The organism is Arthrobacter sp. M71 S08 (genome assembly GCF_059089725.1).
Map to the genome: position 1 here is coordinate 84,680 of NZ_JBNHEY010000010.1, position 17,952 is coordinate 102,631.

Consider the following 17,952-nt stretch of genomic DNA (forward strand, 5'->3'; position numbering starts at 1 on the left):
CTCGGCAGATCCAGCCCGCAGCACTTTAGATCAATCAAAGCTATCCCGCGTCCACCACTTCACGGCGTACACTGAACCTCGAACGCAGGTCGTGTGCGGTACTGATGGGAGAAATCCATGGTGAACGCGGGACACGCTTTTAAGGGAACACGGATCGGATCAGGCTATAGCGACGGTGCATCCGGACGTCATCTAGACGCGGAACGGACACAGGGTGTGGTCGACCGCACCGTAGTCAGCTACTGGTGTCTGGACGGCCACGAAACCAGGCCAACATTCGCAAAACTGAGTGAGGCCGAGATCCCTGAGGTTTGGGAGTGCGGCCGCTGCGGCCGACCGGCCGGACGTTCTCCGGGGGTGGATCTCAATATCGACGGGGATGAGCCGTTCAAGAGCCACCTTCAGTACGTGAAAGAGCGTCGCACCGAGGCGGAAGCAACGAAAGTACTGGAGAACGCGCTGGCGCAGCTGCGCCAGCGCCATTCCCTCTAGGCGTCGGCCTCGCTGGCGTCGATCAGACGCCCGGGAAGCTGGCTTGCCGCTTCCTGGTCAATCAGCCACAGTGTCTTGCGTCGCCCCCGGGCTCCTGCTGCGGGCACCTGAACGGGACCCGCGCCGGCAAGCGCCAGGCCAACGGCGCCTGCCTTGTCCTGGCCGGCAACTGCCAGCCAGACTTCCTCAGCGGAGTTGATTGTTTCGAGAGTGAGGCTCACGCGCTCGGGCGGAGGCTTCGGGGCGTCGCTGACTCCCACCACGGTCTGTCCCTTGGTGCGGATGCCGGCCATCTCCGGGAACAGGGAGGCAATGTGCGCGTCCGGCCCCACACCGAGCAGGAGGATGTCGAACCGGGGCAGACGCGGATCGCGGAGTTCCACGCCGAGTGCGGCTTCCTTCTCCGCAGCCTCCTGAAGACGTGTCGCGTAGTCAGCTGCGGCTTCATCCTGGCTGCTGAAAGCGTCCGACGTTCCGAACTCGTGCACGCACTCCTCGGAAACTCCAAGCTGGTCAAGAAGCGCGGCCCGGGCCTGGACGGCATTGCGGTCTTCATGCCCGGAAGGCAGGAACCGTTCGTCACCCCACCAGAAATCCACAGCAGACCAGTCGACCGCCGAAAGTGCCGGGGACTCCGCGAGCGCGCGGAGCGCACCGACGCCCAGCGTTCCACCCGTGAGGACCACAGTCGCCGTGCCGCGTTCGTTCTGAACATCGACAAGCCGCGTGACGAGTCGGGCTGCTACCGACGCTGCGAGCAGCTCCGCGTCAGGGTGGATACTGACTTTTGGTTCAGTGTTCACTGGTCCGTACGCTCCTCAGATTGGTCCGTGCGAGACCCTCGGTGATAACTTCCCCGAACACGTCATCGGGGTCGAGGCGCCGCAGCTCTTCCGCCAGACAGTCTCGCAGGCTGCGTCGGGGGAGGGAAATTCTTTGCACCGGTTGATCCGGCTGGTGCAGTTCCGCAACGGATCGCCGCGGGCGGTTCAGCTCGACGTCGCCGGCGGGACGTGTGAAGCGCACATTGTGCAGCCCAGTCCCGGGTTCGCCGGCCTCGATTGAGACCGGGGTGTCGAGAGCGAGCGTGAGCCAGGCGGCCAGGAGCACCGTACTAGGGGAGTCGGAGGCGCCTTCCACCGTTACTCCGGTGATGGGAGATCCATCGAGTTGTTCCAGAACTGCGGCGAGCTGAATGCGCCAGGTCGTCAGCCGTGTCCACGCGAGATCGGTATCCCCGGCCTGGTAGGTCCGGCGGATGTTGAACAGTGCTGCAGTCGGATCCGGCTCCTTTGCCGAGTCGGTGATGCGGCGGTGGGCGATGCTGCCGATCGAGGTGCGCGCAGCCGCTTCCGGCATGCCGTGGGGCCACCAGGCAACGATTGGCGCGTCCGGAAGCAGGAGGGCTGAGACGAGGGACTCGCTTTCGCCCGCGAGCTCGCCGTAACCCCTCAGCACAATCACCTCGGAAGCACCCGCGTCACCGCCTACCCGGATCTGGGCGTCGAGCCTGGTTTCCTGGGAGTCCGTACCCTCCACCAGCACGATGATGCGGCAGGGGTGCTCCCGGCTTGCTTCGTTCGCTGCGAGGATAGCCTCCTCCTCATGACCTGACCGCGTGATGACCACGAGCGTCAGCACCCGGCCGAGGGCGACAACGCCACCCTTGTCCCGCATGGTCATGATTTCTTTTGAGACCTTGGAGGTCGTTGTATCGGGAAGATCGACGATCATGGCCGCCTCCAGGTCCTTCCGTCGCGTGCGAGCAATTCATCAGCGGAGGCAGGGCCCCAGCTGCCGGGGACATACTTTTCGGGCGCGGAGGACAGAGTCGACCAGTACTCCTCGAACGGGTCGAGGATCTTCCACGACAGTTCCACCTCCTGATGACGCGGGAACAGCGGCGGCTCGCCGAGCAGCACGTCGAGAATCAGACGTTCATAGGCTTCCGGACTGGACTCGGTGAAGGAATGGCCGTAACCGAAGTCCATGGTCACATCGCGTACTTCCATCTGCGTACCGGGTACCTTCGACCCGAAGCGGATGGTGGCACCCTCGTCCGGCTGTACGCGGATAACCACCGCGTTCTGTCCGAAATCGCCTTCGCCGTGATCCCGGAACAGCAGATTCGGCGCGCGCTTGAACACGACGGCGATCTCCGTCACCCTGCGGCCCAGCCGCTTGCCCGCGCGCAGGTAGAACGGCACACCGCTCCAGCGCCGGGTATTGATGTCCAGCCTGATTGCGGCATAGGTCTCCGTCATCGAGTCGGCCGGAATGCCGTCCTCATCGAGGAAAGCGTTGACCAGCTCTCCGCCCTGCCAGCCTCCCTCGTACTGTCCCCTTGCGGAGTGCGTGGAAAGGTCCTCGGGCAACTTGACCGCTGCGAGGACTTTCTCTTTCTCGGCTCGGAGGTCTTCCGCGTTGAAGGAGATCGGTTCCTCCATAGCTGTCAGTGCCAGCAACTGCAGCAGGTGATTCTGGATCACATCACGGGCTGCCCCTACGCCGTCGTAATAGCCGGCCCGACCGCCGATACCGATGTCTTCCGCCATCGTGATCTGGACGTGGTCAACGTAGTTGGCGTTCCACAGTGGCTCGAAGAGCTGATTGGCGAAGCGGAGGGCAAGGATGTTCTGGACGGTTTCCTTGCCAAGGTAGTGGTCGATCCGGAATACAGCATCGGGCGGGAACACCTCTTCAACGATGGCGTTCAGCTCGCGGGCCGATTCCAGGTTGTGCCCGAACGGCTTCTCGATCACCACACGGCGCCATTTCCCTTCCTCGGGCTGAGCCAGGCCGTGCTCGGAGAGCTTCTGACAGACAAGCTCGAACGCCTTGGGCGGGATGGAGAGGTAGAACGCGTGGTTGCCGCGGGTACCGCGCGTCGAGTCGAGGTCCTCAACGGTCTTCTTCAGCTCGACGAAAGCATCGTCGTCGTCGAAGTTTCCCTGGACGAACCGGACGCCCGCTGAGAGTTGCTCCCAGACGGACTCGTCAAACGGTGTCCGCGCGTACTGCTTCACCGAGGAGAGGACCTCCTGCGCGAAGTCCTCATCGCTCCAGTCACGGCGGCCGAATCCGACGAGCGCGAAGCTGGGGGGCAGGAGCCCCCGGTTAGCCAGATCGTAGACCGCAGGCATCAGCTTCTTGCGGGCAAGATCACCCGTTACCCCGAACAGGACCAGGGACGCGGGACCGGCGATCCGGCTAAGCCGTCGGTCCCGCGGGTCGCGCAGTGGATTCCTGAGTTTTGCGTTGTCAGGCATCTATCCGTTTCCGTTTTCAGCTGATCGACCGGACAGCCGTTCGATGACCTCGTGAAGTTGTTTGATCCCCGTCGCCCGGTCCGCCAGGTGCAGTCGGAGGACCGGTCGGCCGGCGTCCTCAAGAACCTGCGCGTCCCCAGCGGCTTGTGCCGCGATCAGCTCACCGAAGCTGAAGGGGCGCTCGGGGATAGTCAGATCCTCGGACGTAGCTCCGGTGATCTGCAGGTAGGTGCCGACCGGAGTTCCGCCCTTGTGGAACTGTCCGGTCGAGTGCAGGAAGCGGGGCCCCCACCCGAAGGTGACTGGACGGCCGGTGATTCTGCTCAAAGCCGGACGGATCTCTGCGAGGGGAGCTTCCGCAATGCGGTCAAGGTAAGCCTGCACTGCGAGGTAACCGTTAGGCTCAAGTGCTCCGAAGAGGGCTTCCAGTGCTTCATCGAGGGTAGTCGCCGACCCCAGGAGGCTCCTGCTGCCACGCACCTCGACGGCACCGTCAACAAAGTTCGGAGCCGCAGCTTCCGGCTGTGCATCAAGCAGCCCTCGCGCAGCCGTTTTTGCTGCTTCGACGTCGGGCTGGTCAAACGGATTTATGCCCAGAAGCCGGCCTGCGACGGCGGTGGCGAATTCCCACGCCAGCAGTTGGCTGCCGAGGCTGCCGCCGACCGCGATAGCGTCACCGGAGGGTTCGGTGTTCGACTCCGGCGAGACGAGGTGCACTGCCAACACATCAGGAGCGCCGGAGGAAAGCTCAGGGGCATCCAGTTCCACCACGACAGGGAGCACACCGGTGCCCAGCTTGCCCGTGGATTCGGCGATGAGTTGTTCAACCCAGTCGCCCAGACCGACGATCCCTGACCCTTCGTCGACGAACACAATTTTGTCGCGCAACGGAAGGGTGCCGCCGAGGACCGCGCCGAGACGCAGACCGACGTTGCCTGCATCATCGTCGAACAAGAACTCCGAGATAGACTCCGCGTCATCAAGCAGGGTGGCGATATCTGCGCCCGCCAGACCCGAGGGCACGAGACCGAAAGCTGTCAGGGCTGAGTACCGGCCGCCCACGTTCGGGTCCGCGTTGAATACGGCACGATAGCCGGCTGCCCGCGCGGACTCATCCAGCGGCGAGCCTGGATCGGTGACAATGATGATCCGGCTTTTTGCGTCGATTCCAGCCTCGGTGAAGGCCTGCTCGAAAACCCGGCGCTGGGAGTCGGTTTCAACCGTGGAACCCGACTTGGACGAGACCACGATTGCGGTGCTCTCGAGGCGGTCGGCCAGCGCCGCGCGTACCTGCGCGGGATCGGTGGAGTCGAGCACGCTCAGCTCGACTCCGGCAGATCGGGTGATGACCTCAGGAGCGAGGGAAGAACCACCCATGCCGCACAGCACTATGTGGTTTACTCCCTCGTTCGAGAGGTCGCTCCGCAGCTGGTCGATTTCGGGCAGCAGTGAGCGCGACGCATCAACGAGATCAACCCAGCCCAGTCGGATGGCTGCCTCGGACTCCGACTCAGGGCCCCACAGGGTGGAATCCTTTGCCATGATCCGGGAAGCCACGTGCTCGTCCACCAGTTCGGGCATGGCCCGCTCAATCGCTTCAGCGGCGGCCCCTGACGCGTTGACAAAGAGGGTAGCCATAGGTGATCAGCCTTTCGCTGAGTCGAGCGCCGAGGTGACCGTCTCGAGAAGTTCGCCCCAGCTCGCAACGAACTTGTCCAGGCCTTCTTCCTCAAGCAGATCAACGATCTCTTTGTAGGAGATGCCGATGGTCTCAAGGCGGTCCAGGACCTCGTTGGACTCGGCGTAGGTGCCGGTGATCGTATTGCCGGTGATTTCGCCGTGGTCCGCGGTGGCTTCGAGCGTCTTTTCCGGCATCGTGTTGACGACGCCCTCCGCGACCAGACCCGTGACATACAGCGTGTCCGGGTAAGCAGGGTCCTTCACACCGGTCGATGCCCAGAGCGGACGCTGCGGGTGCGCACCAGCTGCTGCGAGCACCTTCCAGCGCTCCGAGCTGAATGCTTCCTCGTAGACCTGGTAGGCGAGGCGAGCGTTCGCGAGGCCGGCCTTGCCGCGCAGTGACGCGGCTTCGTCAGTACCGAGGGCATCAAGGCGCTTGTCGATCTCGGCGTCCACGCGGGAGACGAAAAACGAGGCGACGGAATGGATGGTCGAGAGGTCGTGTCCGTTCTCCTTGGCCTGCTCAAGGCCCACCATGAAGGCGTTGATGACTTCACGGTAGCGTTCCAGCGAGAAGATCAGGGTTACGTTGACGCTGATGCCCGCCGCGAGGGTCGCCGTGATGGCTTCCAGGCCCTCGACGGTCGCCGGGATCTTGATGTGGACGTTGGAGCGGCCCACTGCGTCGAACAGGTGACGGGCTTCGGCGATGGTGCCCTGGGTGTCGCGGGCGAGCCGGGGGTCCACCTCGATGGACACGCGGCCGTCAACGCCACCAGTCTCCTCAGCGACCGGTGCGAAGATGTCGCAGGCCTGCGCGACATCGGTGGTGGTGATCTCGAAGACCGCGGTGTCGACGTCCGCTCCGTTAGCAGCAAGCTGATTGACCTGAGCCGAGTACGACTCGCCGTTCTGCAGGGCAGCAGCAAAGATGCTGGGGTTGGTGGTGACGCCGACGACGTCGCGCTCGGTAACGAGCGCCTTCAGGGTACCGGTGGTGATCCGCTCACGTGAGAGGTCATCCAGCCAGATGGACACGCCGGCCTGGGAAAGAGCGGCAGTAGGGGTGGGAGTCATGGTTTTTCTCCTTGAACCAGGTGGATTGTGCTGTTCGGTGAGGGGCTGCTAGAGGCGGTCGCCCGTTGTGGAGGCAGATGCGCCGGCTGCTGCCGAGGTCCCCTCCGGAGCGTTGCGTGTATCTGCGGCAGCAATCGAATTACGGGCGGCTTCAACTACGGCTTCGGTGGTGATTCCGAATTCGCGGAAGAGGGTCTTGTAGTCGGCTGACGCTCCGAAGTGCTCCAGCGAAACGGACCTGCCTGCGTCGCCGACCAGCTCCCGCCAGCCCTGGGCGATGCCGGCCTCGACGGAAACGCGTGCCCGGATGCCTGAGGGCAGAATCGATTCGCGGTAGGACTCGTCCTGCTTGTTGAACCACTCAAGGCAGGGAAGGGACACAACGCGGGCTGCGATGCCTTCCTTCTGCAGTGCAGTGCGCGCTTCAACGGCGAGTTGGACCTCGGAGCCGGTCGCGATCAGGATAACGTCCGGATCGCCGTTAGGTGCTTCGGCTAGCACGTACGCTCCCTTGGCAACACCTTCTGCCGACGCGAAAGTATCTCCGCTTGCTTGGCCGTCTCCGCGTTCCCAGGTGGGAATGTTCTGGCGGGTAAGAACGATGCCGGCAGGGTTCGACGTGTTCTCCAGGATGGTGCGCCACGCAACTGCGACCTCATTGGCGTCACCCGGACGGACCACATCGAGGCCCGGAATAGCTCGCAGGGAAGCGAGCTGCTCGATGGGCTGATGCGTAGGACCGTCTTCACCAAGACCGATGGAGTCGTGTGTCCACACATAGATCGCCGGGACTCCCATGAGCGCACCCAGCCGGATGGCGGGCCGCTGGTAGTCACTGAAGATCAGGAAGGTGCCGGAGAAGGCGCGTGTGCTGCTGTGCATCACAATGCCGTTCACGATGGCAGCGGCAGCATGCTCGCGGATTCCGAAGTGGAGAACCCGGCCGTAGGGGTTACCGGACCAGGCGTCCGTCTGCTTGCTCTCGGGTACGAAGGACGGAGATCCCTCGATCGTGGTGTTGTTCGACTCGGCGAGGTCAGCGGACCCGCCCCACAGTTCCGGCAGAACCGGGCCGATGGCGCTGAGGACCTTGCCCGAAGCGGCGCGTGTGGACATGTCCTTGCCGGCCTCGAATTCCGGAAGGCTTGATTCCCAGCCCTTGGGGAGCTCCCGTGCGGAGATTCGCTCGAGCAGCGCAGCGCTGTCGGGGTAGGAGTCCTTCCAGGCGCTGAAGGTGTCTTCCCAGCTCCTGCGCTCTTCCTGCCCGCGCTCGACAACCTTTCGTGCGTGGGCCAGCACCTCGTCGTCGACCTGGAAGTCCTGCTCCGGATCGAATCCGAGAGCGGACTTGAGCGCCGCAACCTCGTCCTTGCCGAGGGCCGAACCGTGGATTTTGCCGGTGTTCTGCTTGTTCGGTGCAGGCCAGCCGATGATGGTGCGCAGCGAGATGATCGAGGGACGCGAGGTCTCTGCCTTCGCGGCCTTGAGTGCGTTGTACAGCTCTGCGACGTCTTCGACGTATTCGCCGGTCTTGGTCCAGTCGACCCGCTGGGTGTGCCAGCCGTATGCGGCGTAGCGACCGAGGACGTCCTCGGTGAAGGCGATGTCGGTGTCATCCTCGATGGAGATGTGGTTCTCGTCGTAGATCACCACGAGGTTGCCCAGTTCCTGGTGTCCCGCGAGGGAGGAAGCCTCAGAGGTCACGCCTTCCTGGAGGTCCCCGTCGGATGCAATTACCCAGATGGTGTGGTCGAACGGGCTCTCACCCTGCGGCGCTTCGGGGTCCAGCAGCCCGCGCATGCGGCGCTGGGCGTAGGCGAAACCAACGGAGGAAGCGAGGCCCTGGCCAAGCGGGCCGGTGGTGATTTCGACGCCGGCAGTGTGACGGTACTCGGGGTGGCCGGGAGTCTTGGAGCCCCAGGTGCGCAAAGCCTTCAGGTCATCAAGCTCAAGACCATAGCCCGAAAGGAAGAGCTGGATGTAAAGGGTGAGCGATGTGTGGCCGGGGGAGAGCACAAAGCGGTCACGGCCGGTCCACTCCGGGTCGGTCGGGTCATGACGCATGAACTTCTGGAAGAGGAGGTAGGCCGCCGGGGCCAGGCTCATCGCTGTTCCAGGGTGGCCGTTGCCCACCTTCTCCACGGCATCTGCCGCGAGTACGCGTATTGAATCTACCGCGCGATCATCCAGTTCATTCCAGTCCAGTTCCTGCTTTTTCAGCTGTGGCTCGTTCACCGGGCCCCTCTCTAGTTACGTCACGGCCGGCGCCGCGGCGCCGAGTGAGACTGCGCCCCGGACGCGAAAGTCCCCGCGGCCAGCCGGCCGTTCACCGTTGAAAACTTGAATAATGCTGCGTTTCGATTAAACCGGATCCCCGCACATTGGGGTGGTGCTAACAACTCGCCGGGGGACGATCCCCCCGGATATTCGTTGTGCGTCCCGGCGTGCGGGAGTGATCCAGGTGATACATGCCACCTTAGCGCTTTCGGCTCCCAATGCGCGTGGACCAACCTTTTGTGAAGGGTCACACAACGACACGAACGACGACGGCTCGACACCTGTTACGTCGCCTCCTCCTTTTCTACGAGCTGTAAAAAAGACAGAACGACCGGGTATGATAGCGACGGACTTTAACCTCACAGAGAAGCAGAGCATCCTCCCGTGAATTTCGACCAGGCGGCAGTTGCGCCCAGCGTGCATCAGGCAGGCAGCGGCGTATCCCGCAAGCTTCGGGCGTATCTGGCACTGACCAAACCCCGGGTCATCGAACTGCTGCTGGTGACGACTCTTCCCACCATGATCTTCGCCCAGGGCGGTTTCCCGTCGCTGGTCCTGGTTATTGCCACCATGGTGGGCGGCGCGTTCGCCGCGGGAAGCGCCGGTGCCTTCAACTGCTATCTCGACCGGGACATCGACAAGGTCATGAACCGCACGGTCAACCGGCCGCTCGTTACCGGCGAGGTGACACCGCGGGAAGCGCTCGTTTTTGCCTCGGTCCTCGGCATTGCTGCCGTCGCCATCCTGTGGGTGGGAGCCAACCCCCTCGCTGCGTGGCTGGGCGTGGCGGCGATTTTCTTCTACGTGGTTATCTACACCCTTATCCTGAAGCGGCGCACCGCGCAGAACATCGTCTGGGGCGGTGCGGCAGGCTGCATGCCTGTCCTGATCGCCTGGGCTGCGGTCACGGAGACTATTGGATGGCCGGCCGTCATTCTCTTCCTGGTCATCTTCCTATGGACACCGCCGCATTACTGGCCGCTGTCCATGAAGTACAGCGATGACTACAACGCCGCGAACGTTCCCATGCTTGGAGCCATTGCGGGCCCCGGCATTGTTTCCGTCCAGGTGGTTCTTTACGCCTGGGCAACGGTGATCTGCTCGCTCCTCCTTGTGCCGGCGGGCGGGGCAGGCTGGGTCTACACCGCTGCAGCAGTTCTCAGCGGCGGCTGGTTCATCCTCGAATCGCACAAGCTGCACACCGCTGCCCGAGCCGGCACGGTGACCGGCAAGGGCGCAATGAAGGTCTTCCACGGCTCCATTAGCTACCTGACCATTCTGTTCCTTGCCCTTGCCATCGACCCGTTTGTCGGTGCGGCCGTTTTTGCCGCGTAGGAAGCAGCACTCTCCACCTAGGATGGTGGAATGGTCTTCACCGGAGTGGTTGCGTACCCCCTGACACCTTTTGATGCAGACGGCGGGTTGAACTCAGCTGAACTCACACTCCTCGTCGACCGACTGGCCCGCTCCGGGGTAGACGGCGTGGCGGTGCTCGGATCGTCCGGCAGTTTCGCCTACCTCGAGGCAGAGGAACGGAAGCAGGTTCTGGCCACCGCCGTTGAGGCGGCTGCCGGGCGGGTGCCCGTTGCCGCCGGAATCAGCGCCGTGGCAACCCGCGAGGTGGTAGCGGGTGCGCGAGCCGCAGAGCAGCTCGGAGCCGACGGTGTGGTTCTCTCACCGGTGTCCTACCTGCCGCTCACCGACGACGAACTCGTCGGTCTGGTCGAAGAGGTGGCCTCAGCGACCACGCTGCCCATCTGCCTTTACAACAATCCGTCGACAACGCAATTCTCCATCGAGGTAGAGCTCGTAGGCCGACTTGCGCATGTGCCCACCCTCGTCGCCTTCAAGGACACTGCCGCGACGCCGGCCGAATTCGCCGGGCGCGCCACCAGGTTGCGTGGTGTGCTGGACCGGCCCATCAGCCACGGCGCCAGCGGGGATCCACTCATTGCTACCGGCGAAGTTAGCGCGGATGCCTGGCACACGGGCCTGGCGGCGCTCCTCCCTGCCAGCTACCTGGCTTTCCGGGCCGCGATCCTGGACGGCGATGCGGCGCGGGTTGCTGCTGAACGATCCCGGCTGGTACCGGTAGTCCAGGCGGTGCAGCGGCTGCGGAAGCTAAGCGGCCTGCATGCCCTGGGCAGGGCCTGCGGGGTGGACGCCGGCGATCCGCGGCGTCCGCTGCTTCCGATCGCCGGTAGCGAGCAGCGGGACCTGGCACGACTGGCCGAGGCGTTCGACGACGTCGAGGACGGCGTCCTGCGCTGACTGCTAGAGGTCAGCGGGCTGATCCACTCTCCGCCGGGTGAACCCGACGTATACGGCGTGTGCCATTGCTGCGGTGAGCAGGGAAGCGCCCAGCATGTGCAGCGCAACCAGGGCCACCGGGAGGTGGAGGAAGTGCTGCAGGTAGCCAATGGCTCCCTGGGCAAAGACGATGACGGCGAGGGTGACCAGCGCGACCCGCAGCCGGTTAGCTACCCTCAGCCGATATGCGGCGACAACAAGGACAAGCACGGTCAACACGAGCAGATAGACCGGTGCAGCGTGGATGCGCGTCATCAGATCCGGGTTGAGGTCGTTCCGCGCTGCGCCCGAATCACCGGCGTGCGGTCCGGACCCGGTGACGACGACGCCGAGCAGCACCGCCGCTGCCACGAGCACGGCGGCGGCAACCAGAAGCTGCCGAAGCAGGGGTATGGCGCGCGGTTCATTATCGGCGGCGGCTTCGGCGGCCGTGAGCCGGCTACGGTTGACCAGGACTGTCGCCACGGTGATCAGAATCATGGAGATAATGAAGTGCCAGCCGACAATCCAGGGGTTGAGCTGAGTCAGGACCGTGATCCCGCCGACGACTGCCTGCGCGGGTATTCCTGCGAGAAGCACGACGGCGGGCACGAACAGATCGCGGCGCGTCTTGCGCATATTCCAGAGTGAGACCAGCATGGCAACCGCTATCGCGGTGAGGACAAACGTGAGCAGGCGGTTGCCGAATTCGATGACTCCATGCATGCCCATCTCCGGCGTGCTGACCATTGAGTCGGCGGTGCAGCGGGGCCACTCGGGGCAGCCGAGTCCTGAGGCAGTCAGTCGCACAGCGCCGCCCGTGACGACGATGAGGATCTGGGAGATAAGGGACGCCAGCGCCAGTACGCGGACCGTCGGCGTGACGGTTTGGGGGAGGCGCTCGGTCATGCGGGTGGGGGAGAGCTGAGTCATGTTCTTAACTCCATTTGAACCAGCGGACGGCGGCCAGTCCCACGACGGCGGCCCAGCCGCACAGCAGTGCGAAGGACCACAGGTCGAACGTGCCGGATGTCAGTGCCTCGCGTAATCCATCCCCGAGGGCCGCTGACGGCAGCACCGCGACGAGAGGCTGGATCGCTTCCGGAAGACCACTGCGCGGGATGACGGTGCCGCCGACTGCGGCAAGCAGTACCCAGGCCAGGTTCGTTACGGCGAGAGTGGCTTCCGGCCGCAGGGAGCCGGCGATAAGCAATCCTAGCGCGGTGAATGCAGCGATTCCCGGAACAAGCATGGCGAGAGCGGGAAGAATCCCGCTGAACGGGGGCTGCCAGCCAAGCAGGACCGCCGTCGTGCAGATGACAACGACCTGAATGGCAAGCACTGCGCCGACTGCGAGAATCTTGCCGAGGATCAGTCCGCTGCGCCCGAGCGGTGTGGTGGAAAGGAACCGGAGTACACCGTATCGGCGGTCGAAACCTGTCGCGATTCCCTGGCCGGTGAACGCCGTGGAGAGCACACAGAGCGCAATCACGCCGGGGGTTCCGGCCTCCAGACGGGGCATGCCGAGGGCGTCGAAGAAAGGCGTGAAGGCGATAGCCATGAGGGCAAGCAGCGGCAGCACGATGGCCAGGACCAGCTGTTCCCCGTTGCGGAGCATGGCGACGGTCTCATACTTGCCGTGCTGCAGCACGCGCACGGGAAGCGAAGATGCGCTCATCGGATGCTCCGTCCCGAGATATCGAGGAACACGTCCTCGAGCGAGCGGGAAGTCAGGTAGATCGAGGCCGGGAGGATGCCCTCCTCGGCCCACCAGGCTCCGAGCACGGCAAGATCCTCGGGAGTGAGGGCACCGCTGACCCGGTACTGGCCTGGTGTGGATTCAGTGAGTTCAAGGTGGGGCAGACGTGCCGACGGCAGGGCAAGGCCTTCCCGCGTTTCGAATCTGAGTTCGCGCGTGGCGTCTGCGGCATGGGCCGTCAGCTCTGAAACTGTTCCGTGCCTTACCGTGCGCCCCTGGTCGATGATGTACACATAGTCGGCCAGCTTCTGGGCTTCGTCAAGGAGATGGGTGGTCAGGACGATCGCGAGCCCCTCGGCGCGGAGCTCATTGATCAGTTCGAACACAATGTTGCGGGACTGCGGGTCGAGTCCGGCGCTTGGCTCATCCAGGAAGAGCACTTCAGGGTTTCCCACGAGCGCGCACGCAAGTGCCAGGCGCTGCTTCTGGCCCCCTGAAAGCCGCCGCACCGGGGTTCGCGCGAACGAATCAATCCCCAGCCTGGCCGCGAGCTCATCGACCCCGCGGGGCGACGCATACATACCCGCAACGTGGCGCAGAAGGGACAGCGGCCGAACAGCGGGAGGCAGACCGCCTTCCTGCAGCATGATGCCGACGCGGCTGCGCAAGGCGGCACCGGCGCGCCAGGGATCCTCTCCGAGCAGCCGAACGCTGCCGCCGCTGGGTTTCTGAAGACCCTGTGCGCACTCGAGTGTTGTGGTCTTGCCTGCACCGTTTGCGCCCAGCAGCGCCGTGACGCGACCCTTGTGCGCGCGTAGGCTTACGCCGTCGAGCACGTGGACCATCTTGCCGTCGAGTGATGAGACCGGGCCAAAGTCCTTGACGAGCCCGCTCACTTCTACGGCGGGGGAGGAGGAAGGCACCGCATAATTCTACGCCACGTAGTAACCGGCTTCGCTCCCTATGCTGGGTAGCCTCGCCTTACTGGAAGCCGGTGGTGATCTGGAATAGATTAAGTCACGGTTATGTTGTCTTAATTGGACAAATCTACTCGGCCGGAATCCTCGGCCTGTTCCCCAGTGCAGTAAGGAGGCCCGCGATGTCACACTCAGTTGTTCCCGGCCGGGCCAAGGCGCACAACGCATTCGAGGGAACCGAAGACGTCGAGTCGCGGCGTGCTGTCGACGAGCGGACGAGGGACAAGGTGCTCTCCGCGGTTCTTGAGCACGGACCGGTGAGCGCGGCTGAACTGGGCGACCGGTTGGGCTACACCCCGGCAGCAGTCCGGCGTCACCTGGACGCACTGTCCCGTGACGGCCTGATCGAGGTCAAGGTGATTGGCAGTCGATCCCCGGGCGCCGGCAGGCCGGCCCGACGCTATGTTCTCAGCCAGCGCGGTCAGACACGCCTGGGCAATGACTATCTGCACATCGCGCAAGCTGCCCTGGGACAGCTGCGCGAGATGGCGGGGCCCGACGCCGTCCGCCAGTTCGCGGCGGGCCGGTTCGCCGACATGGAGGAGCGGTACCGCCCCATCATCGAGTCGGCAGGCGACAGCATTGAGGACAAGGCTGTAGCCCTTGCCGAGGCACTGAGCCTCGACGGCTTCGTGGGCTCCACCCGGGAAATAGGCCGCAATGCGCCCAATGCCGCCATGCTGAGCATCCAGCTGTGTCAGGGCCACTGTCCCATCCAGGAACTCGCCACGCGGTTCCCGGACTTCTGCGACCAGGAAACCGAGGTGTTCGCCCGGCTCCTCGGCGTGGACGTCCGCCGGCTCTCGACCCTCGCAAGCGGCGGCCATGTCTGCACAACCCACATACCGATTGGCCGAACTGCACGCGCCGGCGGACCAGGCAGCCAATCACCCCACAGCGCCGCCCCGGCGTCGCACCCATACACGACAAACGTCTCCAACCATCAGCAAGGAAGGCCGTGATGACGGATCAGACAGAGAAGGCATTGGTTCCCGACGCCGTGCCGGCAGGAGTGATCAGCGACATCCTCGAGAGGAACCCGGAGCTCCACGGCATCGGCAACTACGAGTACGGCTGGGCCGACAAGAACGACGTCGGTGCCAACGCGAAGCGCGGTCTCGATGAGGAAGTCGTTCGCGACATCTCAGCCAAGAAGAGCGAGCCCGAGTGGATGCTCGACATGCGGCTCAAGGGCCTGAAGTACTTCGACCGAAAGCCCATGCCGGCGTGGGGTGCGGATCTGTCGGGCATCGACTTCGACAACATCAAGTACTTCGTCCGCTCCACCGAGAAGCAGGCAGGCAGCTGGGAAGAGCTGCCCGAGGACATCAAGAACACCTACGAGAAGCTCGGTATCCCCGAGGCTGAGCGTAACCGCCTGGTTTCGGGCGTCGCGGCGCAGTACGAGTCCGAGGTTGTCTACCACCAGATCAATGAGGAACTCGAGCGCCAGGGCGTCATCTTCATGGATACCGACACTGCACTGCGAGAGCACCCTGAGTTCTTTGAAGAGTACTTCGGCTCCGTCATTCCTGTGGGCGACAACAAGTTCGGCTCCCTGAATACCGCCGTATGGTCCGGTGGTTCCTTTGTCTACGTCCCGCCAGGTGTTCACGTAGAGATCCCGCTGCAGGCCTACTTCCGGATCAACACCGAGAACATGGGCCAGTTCGAGCGAACCCTGATCATCGCGGACGAGGGCTCCTACGTTCACTACATCGAAGGCTGCACCGCGCCGATCTACACGTCCGATTCGCTGCACTCCGCTGTTGTCGAAATTATCGTGAAGAAGAACGCACGCGTTCGCTACACGACCATCCAGAACTGGTCCAACAACGTCTACAACCTGGTCACCAAGCGCGCCATTGCGCACGAGGGCGCAACCATGGAGTGGGTGGACGGAAATATCGGTTCGAAGGTCACCATGAAGTACCCGGCCGTCTACCTGGTCGGCGAGCACGCGAAGGGTGAGACCCTTTCGATTGCGTTCGCAGGCGAGGGCCAGCACCAGGACACCGGTTCGAAGATGGTTCACATCGCCCCGAACACCAAGTCCTCGATCATTTCCAAGTCGGTTGCCCGCGGTGGCGGACGCGCCGCCTACCGTGGCCTCGTGCAGGTCCGCGAGGGCGCGAAGCACTCGGCGAACACCGTTCGCTGTGACGCCCTGCTGGTCGACACGATCTCCCGGTCGGACACCTACCCGTACGTGGACATCCGTGAGGATGACGTCACGATGGGTCATGAGGCCACTGTGTCCCGCGTGAGCGAAGAGCAACTGTTCTACCTCATGTCCCGCGGTATGCCCGAAGACGAGGCCATGGCGATGATCGTTCGTGGCTTCATCGAGCCCATCGCCCGGGAACTCCCGATGGAGTACGCCCTCGAACTGAACCGCTTGATCGAACTCCAGATGGAAGGAGCCGTAGGCTAATGGCCGAAACCTCACAGTTGAGCCCTGAACTTTCAGAAATCGCGACCGACGAGAAGGCCAGGATCGGAGCCCCGTCGACCGAGGCGAAGGTGGCCATTGACGGCTTCACCGAGGAGGGCGAAAACCTTTCTCCGCTGAACACAGGCACCGAACAGCACGGCGCACGCCGGCACAGCCACGGCGACGAGCCTGTAGTGCCCGAGGCTTCGCGCGGCGAGCGTCTCAAGTCCTACCGTCTGGCAGACTTTGCGCCGCTGACCGGCCGCGAGGAGGACTGGCGGTTCACCCCGCTGAAGCGTCTTCGCGGATTGGACAGCGATCCGCTGACCGGCCAGGGCCCCGCCGTCACCGTGACGGGTGCCTCCAACGTTCAGGTTGAGACCGTCGGGCGTGATGACGCGCGCTTCGGGTGTGCCGCTGTCCCTGAGGACAGGGTCTCCGCTTCCGCCTGGGAAACTGTCACCGCCGCAACCGTGATCACCATTCCCGAGGAGACAGTCGCTGACTGCGAGGTCACCGTCAGTGTTCGGGGCAGTGACAACGCCGCGTCGGCGCAGCACATCATCATCGACGCGCGCAAGTTCTCGCGCGCAGTGGTGGTCCTCGACCACCAGGGCAGCGCTGTTCTCGCCCAGAACGTCGAAATCCTCGTCGGCGACGGCGCTGAACTCACCGTGGTGAGCGTTCAGGAATGGGACGACGACGCCGTTCACGTCTCCTCCCAGCAGGCAAAGGTGGGCCGCGACGCGCGCTTCAAGCACGTGGTGGTCAGTCTTGGCGGCGATCTGGTGCGCCTGACTCCGTCGTCGTTCTTCACCGCCCCCGGCTCCGAGGTCGAGATGTACGGACTGTACTTCGCCGACGCCGGGCAGCACCTCGAGCAGCGACTGCTGGTCGACCATGCCGTTCCGAACTGCAAGTCCCGCGTCACCTACAAGGGTGCACTCCAGGGCAAGGACGCGCATACCGTCTGGGTAGGCGACGTCCTCATTCGAAAGGAAGCCGAGGGAACGGACACCTACGAGGTCAACCGCAACCTTGTGCTCACCGACGGAGCGCGCTCGGACTCGGTGCCGAACCTTGAGATCGAGACCGGTCTGATCGAGGGTGCCGGCCACGCCAGCGCAACCGGCAGGTTCGACGACGAGCACCTGTTCTACCTGATGGCCCGCGGCATCGACGAGAAGACCGCCCGCCGGCTCGTGGTGCGTGGATTCCTCAACGAGGTGATCCAACAGATCAAGGTTCCAGTACTCGAAGAGCGTCTCACTGAAGCTGTGGAACGCGAGTTGGCTGCAGGGAACATCTGATGAGCGAATCACCGACAAACGGGGCGCCGAAGGGCGAGCTGGTCTGCAACGTGAATGATATTCAGGTCAAGCAGGCACTGCGGATCCTGATCGACGATTATCCGGTAGCGATTGTGAAGGACTCCGACGGCGGTATCCACGCCATTGGTGACACCTGCTCGCACGCCGATATCTCCCTGTCAGAGGGCGACGTTGAGGGCTGCAGGATCGAATGCTGGGGACACGGTTCCCAGTTCGATCTGCGCAGCGGCATGCCGCTTCAGCTCCCCGCCTATGAACCGGTGCCGGTGTTCGCGCTGGAGATCCTCGGAGACGAGGTCTACGTGGACATCACCACTGTGACCAACTCCGCGCCGGTTCCCAATCGCGCCTGAACCAAAACGCAGCCAAAACTTTCGAATATTTTTGAGCAACCCTGCGCATGCAGGATGCAAAGGAGAATCCACAG

General features: G+C 63.7%; 16 protein-coding genes. 7 read left to right on the plus strand and 9 right to left on the minus strand.

The window, feature by feature from the left end; genetic code table 11:
• The first annotated feature begins 117 nt into the window (after positions 1-117).
• Positions 118-492: an RNA polymerase-binding protein RbpA gene (locus AC5RTB_RS16075; RefSeq protein ID WP_494062051.1), complete on the plus strand. Its 375-nt coding sequence runs from the start codon at positions 118-120 to the stop codon at positions 490-492.
• Here the strand turns inward: AC5RTB_RS16075 and pgl are convergent.
• Genes pgl through tkt form a run of 6 tightly spaced genes read right to left on the minus strand, consistent with a single transcriptional unit; the run spans position 489 to position 8,738 of the window.
• The gene (gene pgl / locus AC5RTB_RS16080) at positions 489-1,295 is read right to left on the minus strand and encodes a 6-phosphogluconolactonase (RefSeq protein WP_494062052.1); all 807 of its coding nucleotides are present in this window, start codon (positions 1,293-1,295) and stop codon (positions 489-491) included. The two genes, AC5RTB_RS16075 and pgl, sit on opposite strands and share 4 nt — an antisense overlap.
• A complete protein-coding gene (locus AC5RTB_RS16085; RefSeq protein WP_494062053.1) occupies positions 1,285-2,226 on the minus strand; it encodes a glucose-6-phosphate dehydrogenase assembly protein OpcA in 942 nt (313 codons plus the stop codon). Before AC5RTB_RS16085 ends, pgl begins: the two co-directional genes overlap by 11 nt.
• Entirely contained in the window at positions 2,223-3,761 is a 1,539-nt protein-coding gene (zwf, locus tag AC5RTB_RS16090) for a glucose-6-phosphate dehydrogenase (RefSeq protein WP_494062054.1), read from the minus strand. Before zwf ends, AC5RTB_RS16085 begins: the two co-directional genes overlap by 4 nt.
• The gene (locus AC5RTB_RS16095) at positions 3,762-5,399 is read right to left on the minus strand and encodes a phosphoglucose isomerase-related protein (RefSeq protein WP_494062055.1); all 1,638 of its coding nucleotides are present in this window, start codon (positions 5,397-5,399) and stop codon (positions 3,762-3,764) included.
• 6 nt (positions 5,400-5,405) lie between these two features.
• Positions 5,406-6,518 carry a transaldolase gene (gene tal / locus AC5RTB_RS16100; RefSeq protein WP_494062056.1) on the minus strand — a complete coding sequence of 371 codons (1,113 nt, stop codon included), beginning with the start codon at positions 6,516-6,518 and terminating at the stop codon, positions 5,406-5,408.
• A gap of 48 nt (positions 6,519-6,566) precedes the next feature.
• Positions 6,567-8,738: a transketolase gene (tkt, locus tag AC5RTB_RS16105; RefSeq protein WP_494062103.1), complete on the minus strand. Its 2,172-nt coding sequence runs from the start codon at positions 8,736-8,738 to the stop codon at positions 6,567-6,569.
• Positions 8,739-9,179: 441 nt separating this feature from the next.
• On the opposite strand from tkt, the gene AC5RTB_RS16110 reads away from it, so the two are divergent.
• Together AC5RTB_RS16110 and AC5RTB_RS16115 are read left to right on the plus strand one after the other, a co-directional pair.
• Positions 9,180-10,130 carry a heme o synthase gene (locus AC5RTB_RS16110; protein WP_494062057.1) on the plus strand — a complete coding sequence of 317 codons (951 nt, stop codon included), beginning with the start codon at positions 9,180-9,182 and terminating at the stop codon, positions 10,128-10,130.
• Positions 10,131-10,160: 30 nt separating this feature from the next.
• Positions 10,161-11,066: a dihydrodipicolinate synthase family protein gene (locus tag AC5RTB_RS16115; RefSeq protein ID WP_494062058.1), complete on the plus strand. Its 906-nt coding sequence runs from the start codon at positions 10,161-10,163 to the stop codon at positions 11,064-11,066.
• A 3-nt stretch (positions 11,067-11,069) separates the two neighbouring features.
• Here the strand turns inward: AC5RTB_RS16115 and AC5RTB_RS16120 are convergent, their stop codons facing one another.
• From AC5RTB_RS16120 to AC5RTB_RS16130, 3 genes are read right to left on the minus strand one after another with little or no spacing between them, the layout of a single operon-like run.
• Entirely contained in the window at positions 11,070-12,017 is a 948-nt protein-coding gene (locus AC5RTB_RS16120) for a COX15/CtaA family protein (protein WP_494062059.1), read from the minus strand.
• Positions 12,018-12,021: 4 nt separating this feature from the next.
• On the minus strand, positions 12,022-12,762 hold the full coding sequence (locus AC5RTB_RS16125) for an ABC transporter permease (protein WP_494062060.1): 741 nt from the start codon (positions 12,760-12,762) through the stop codon (positions 12,022-12,024).
• Positions 12,759-13,706, minus strand: a complete 948-nt coding sequence (locus AC5RTB_RS16130; RefSeq protein WP_494062061.1) for an ABC transporter ATP-binding protein — start codon at positions 13,704-13,706, stop codon at positions 12,759-12,761. Before AC5RTB_RS16130 ends, AC5RTB_RS16125 begins: the two co-directional genes overlap by 4 nt.
• A 176-nt stretch (positions 13,707-13,882) precedes the next feature.
• Here AC5RTB_RS16130 and AC5RTB_RS16135 point away from each other — a divergent pair, with 176 nt between their 5' ends.
• From AC5RTB_RS16135 to AC5RTB_RS16150, 4 genes are read left to right on the plus strand one after another with little or no spacing between them, the layout of a single operon-like run.
• Positions 13,883-14,722, plus strand: a complete 840-nt coding sequence (locus AC5RTB_RS16135) for a helix-turn-helix transcriptional regulator (protein WP_494062062.1) — start codon at positions 13,883-13,885, stop codon at positions 14,720-14,722.
• Positions 14,722-16,194 carry a Fe-S cluster assembly protein SufB gene (gene sufB, locus AC5RTB_RS16140; RefSeq protein ID WP_490891503.1) on the plus strand — a complete coding sequence of 491 codons (1,473 nt, stop codon included), beginning with the start codon at positions 14,722-14,724 and terminating at the stop codon, positions 16,192-16,194. The genes AC5RTB_RS16135 and sufB overlap by 1 nt, the downstream gene beginning before the upstream one ends.
• Positions 16,194-17,504: a Fe-S cluster assembly protein SufD gene (gene sufD / locus AC5RTB_RS16145; protein ID WP_494062063.1), complete on the plus strand. Its 1,311-nt coding sequence runs from the start codon at positions 16,194-16,196 to the stop codon at positions 17,502-17,504. The genes sufB and sufD overlap by 1 nt, the downstream gene beginning before the upstream one ends.
• Positions 17,504-17,878 carry a non-heme iron oxygenase ferredoxin subunit gene (locus AC5RTB_RS16150; protein WP_494062064.1) on the plus strand — a complete coding sequence of 125 codons (375 nt, stop codon included), beginning with the start codon at positions 17,504-17,506 and terminating at the stop codon, positions 17,876-17,878. Before sufD ends, AC5RTB_RS16150 begins: the two co-directional genes overlap by 1 nt.
• Positions 17,879-17,952 lie beyond the last annotated feature (74 nt).

Coding starts and splice junctions, on each gene's coding strand:
- AC5RTB_RS16075 (WP_494062051.1), top strand. CDS start 118: ATGGTGAACGCGGGACACGCTTTTAAGGGAACACGGATCGGATCAGGC.
- AC5RTB_RS16085 (WP_494062053.1), bottom strand. CDS start 2,226: ATGATCGTCGATCTTCCCGATACAACGACCTCCAAGGTCTCAAAAGAA.
- zwf (WP_494062054.1), bottom strand. CDS start 3,761: ATGCCTGACAACGCAAAACTCAGGAATCCACTGCGCGACCCGCGGGAC.
- AC5RTB_RS16095 (WP_494062055.1), bottom strand. CDS start 5,399: ATGGCTACCCTCTTTGTCAACGCGTCAGGGGCCGCCGCTGAAGCGATT.
- tal (WP_494062056.1), bottom strand. CDS start 6,518: ATGACTCCCACCCCTACTGCCGCTCTTTCCCAGGCCGGCGTGTCCATC.
- AC5RTB_RS16115 (WP_494062058.1), top strand. CDS start 10,161: ATGGTCTTCACCGGAGTGGTTGCGTACCCCCTGACACCTTTTGATGCA.
- AC5RTB_RS16120 (WP_494062059.1), bottom strand. CDS start 12,017: ATGACTCAGCTCTCCCCCACCCGCATGACCGAGCGCCTCCCCCAAACC.
- AC5RTB_RS16125 (WP_494062060.1), bottom strand. CDS start 12,762: ATGAGCGCATCTTCGCTTCCCGTGCGCGTGCTGCAGCACGGCAAGTAT.
- AC5RTB_RS16135 (WP_494062062.1), top strand. CDS start 13,883: ATGTCACACTCAGTTGTTCCCGGCCGGGCCAAGGCGCACAACGCATTC.
- sufB (WP_490891503.1), top strand. CDS start 14,722: ATGACGGATCAGACAGAGAAGGCATTGGTTCCCGACGCCGTGCCGGCA.
- sufD (WP_494062063.1), top strand. CDS start 16,194: ATGGCCGAAACCTCACAGTTGAGCCCTGAACTTTCAGAAATCGCGACC.
- AC5RTB_RS16150 (WP_494062064.1), top strand. CDS start 17,504: ATGAGCGAATCACCGACAAACGGGGCGCCGAAGGGCGAGCTGGTCTGC.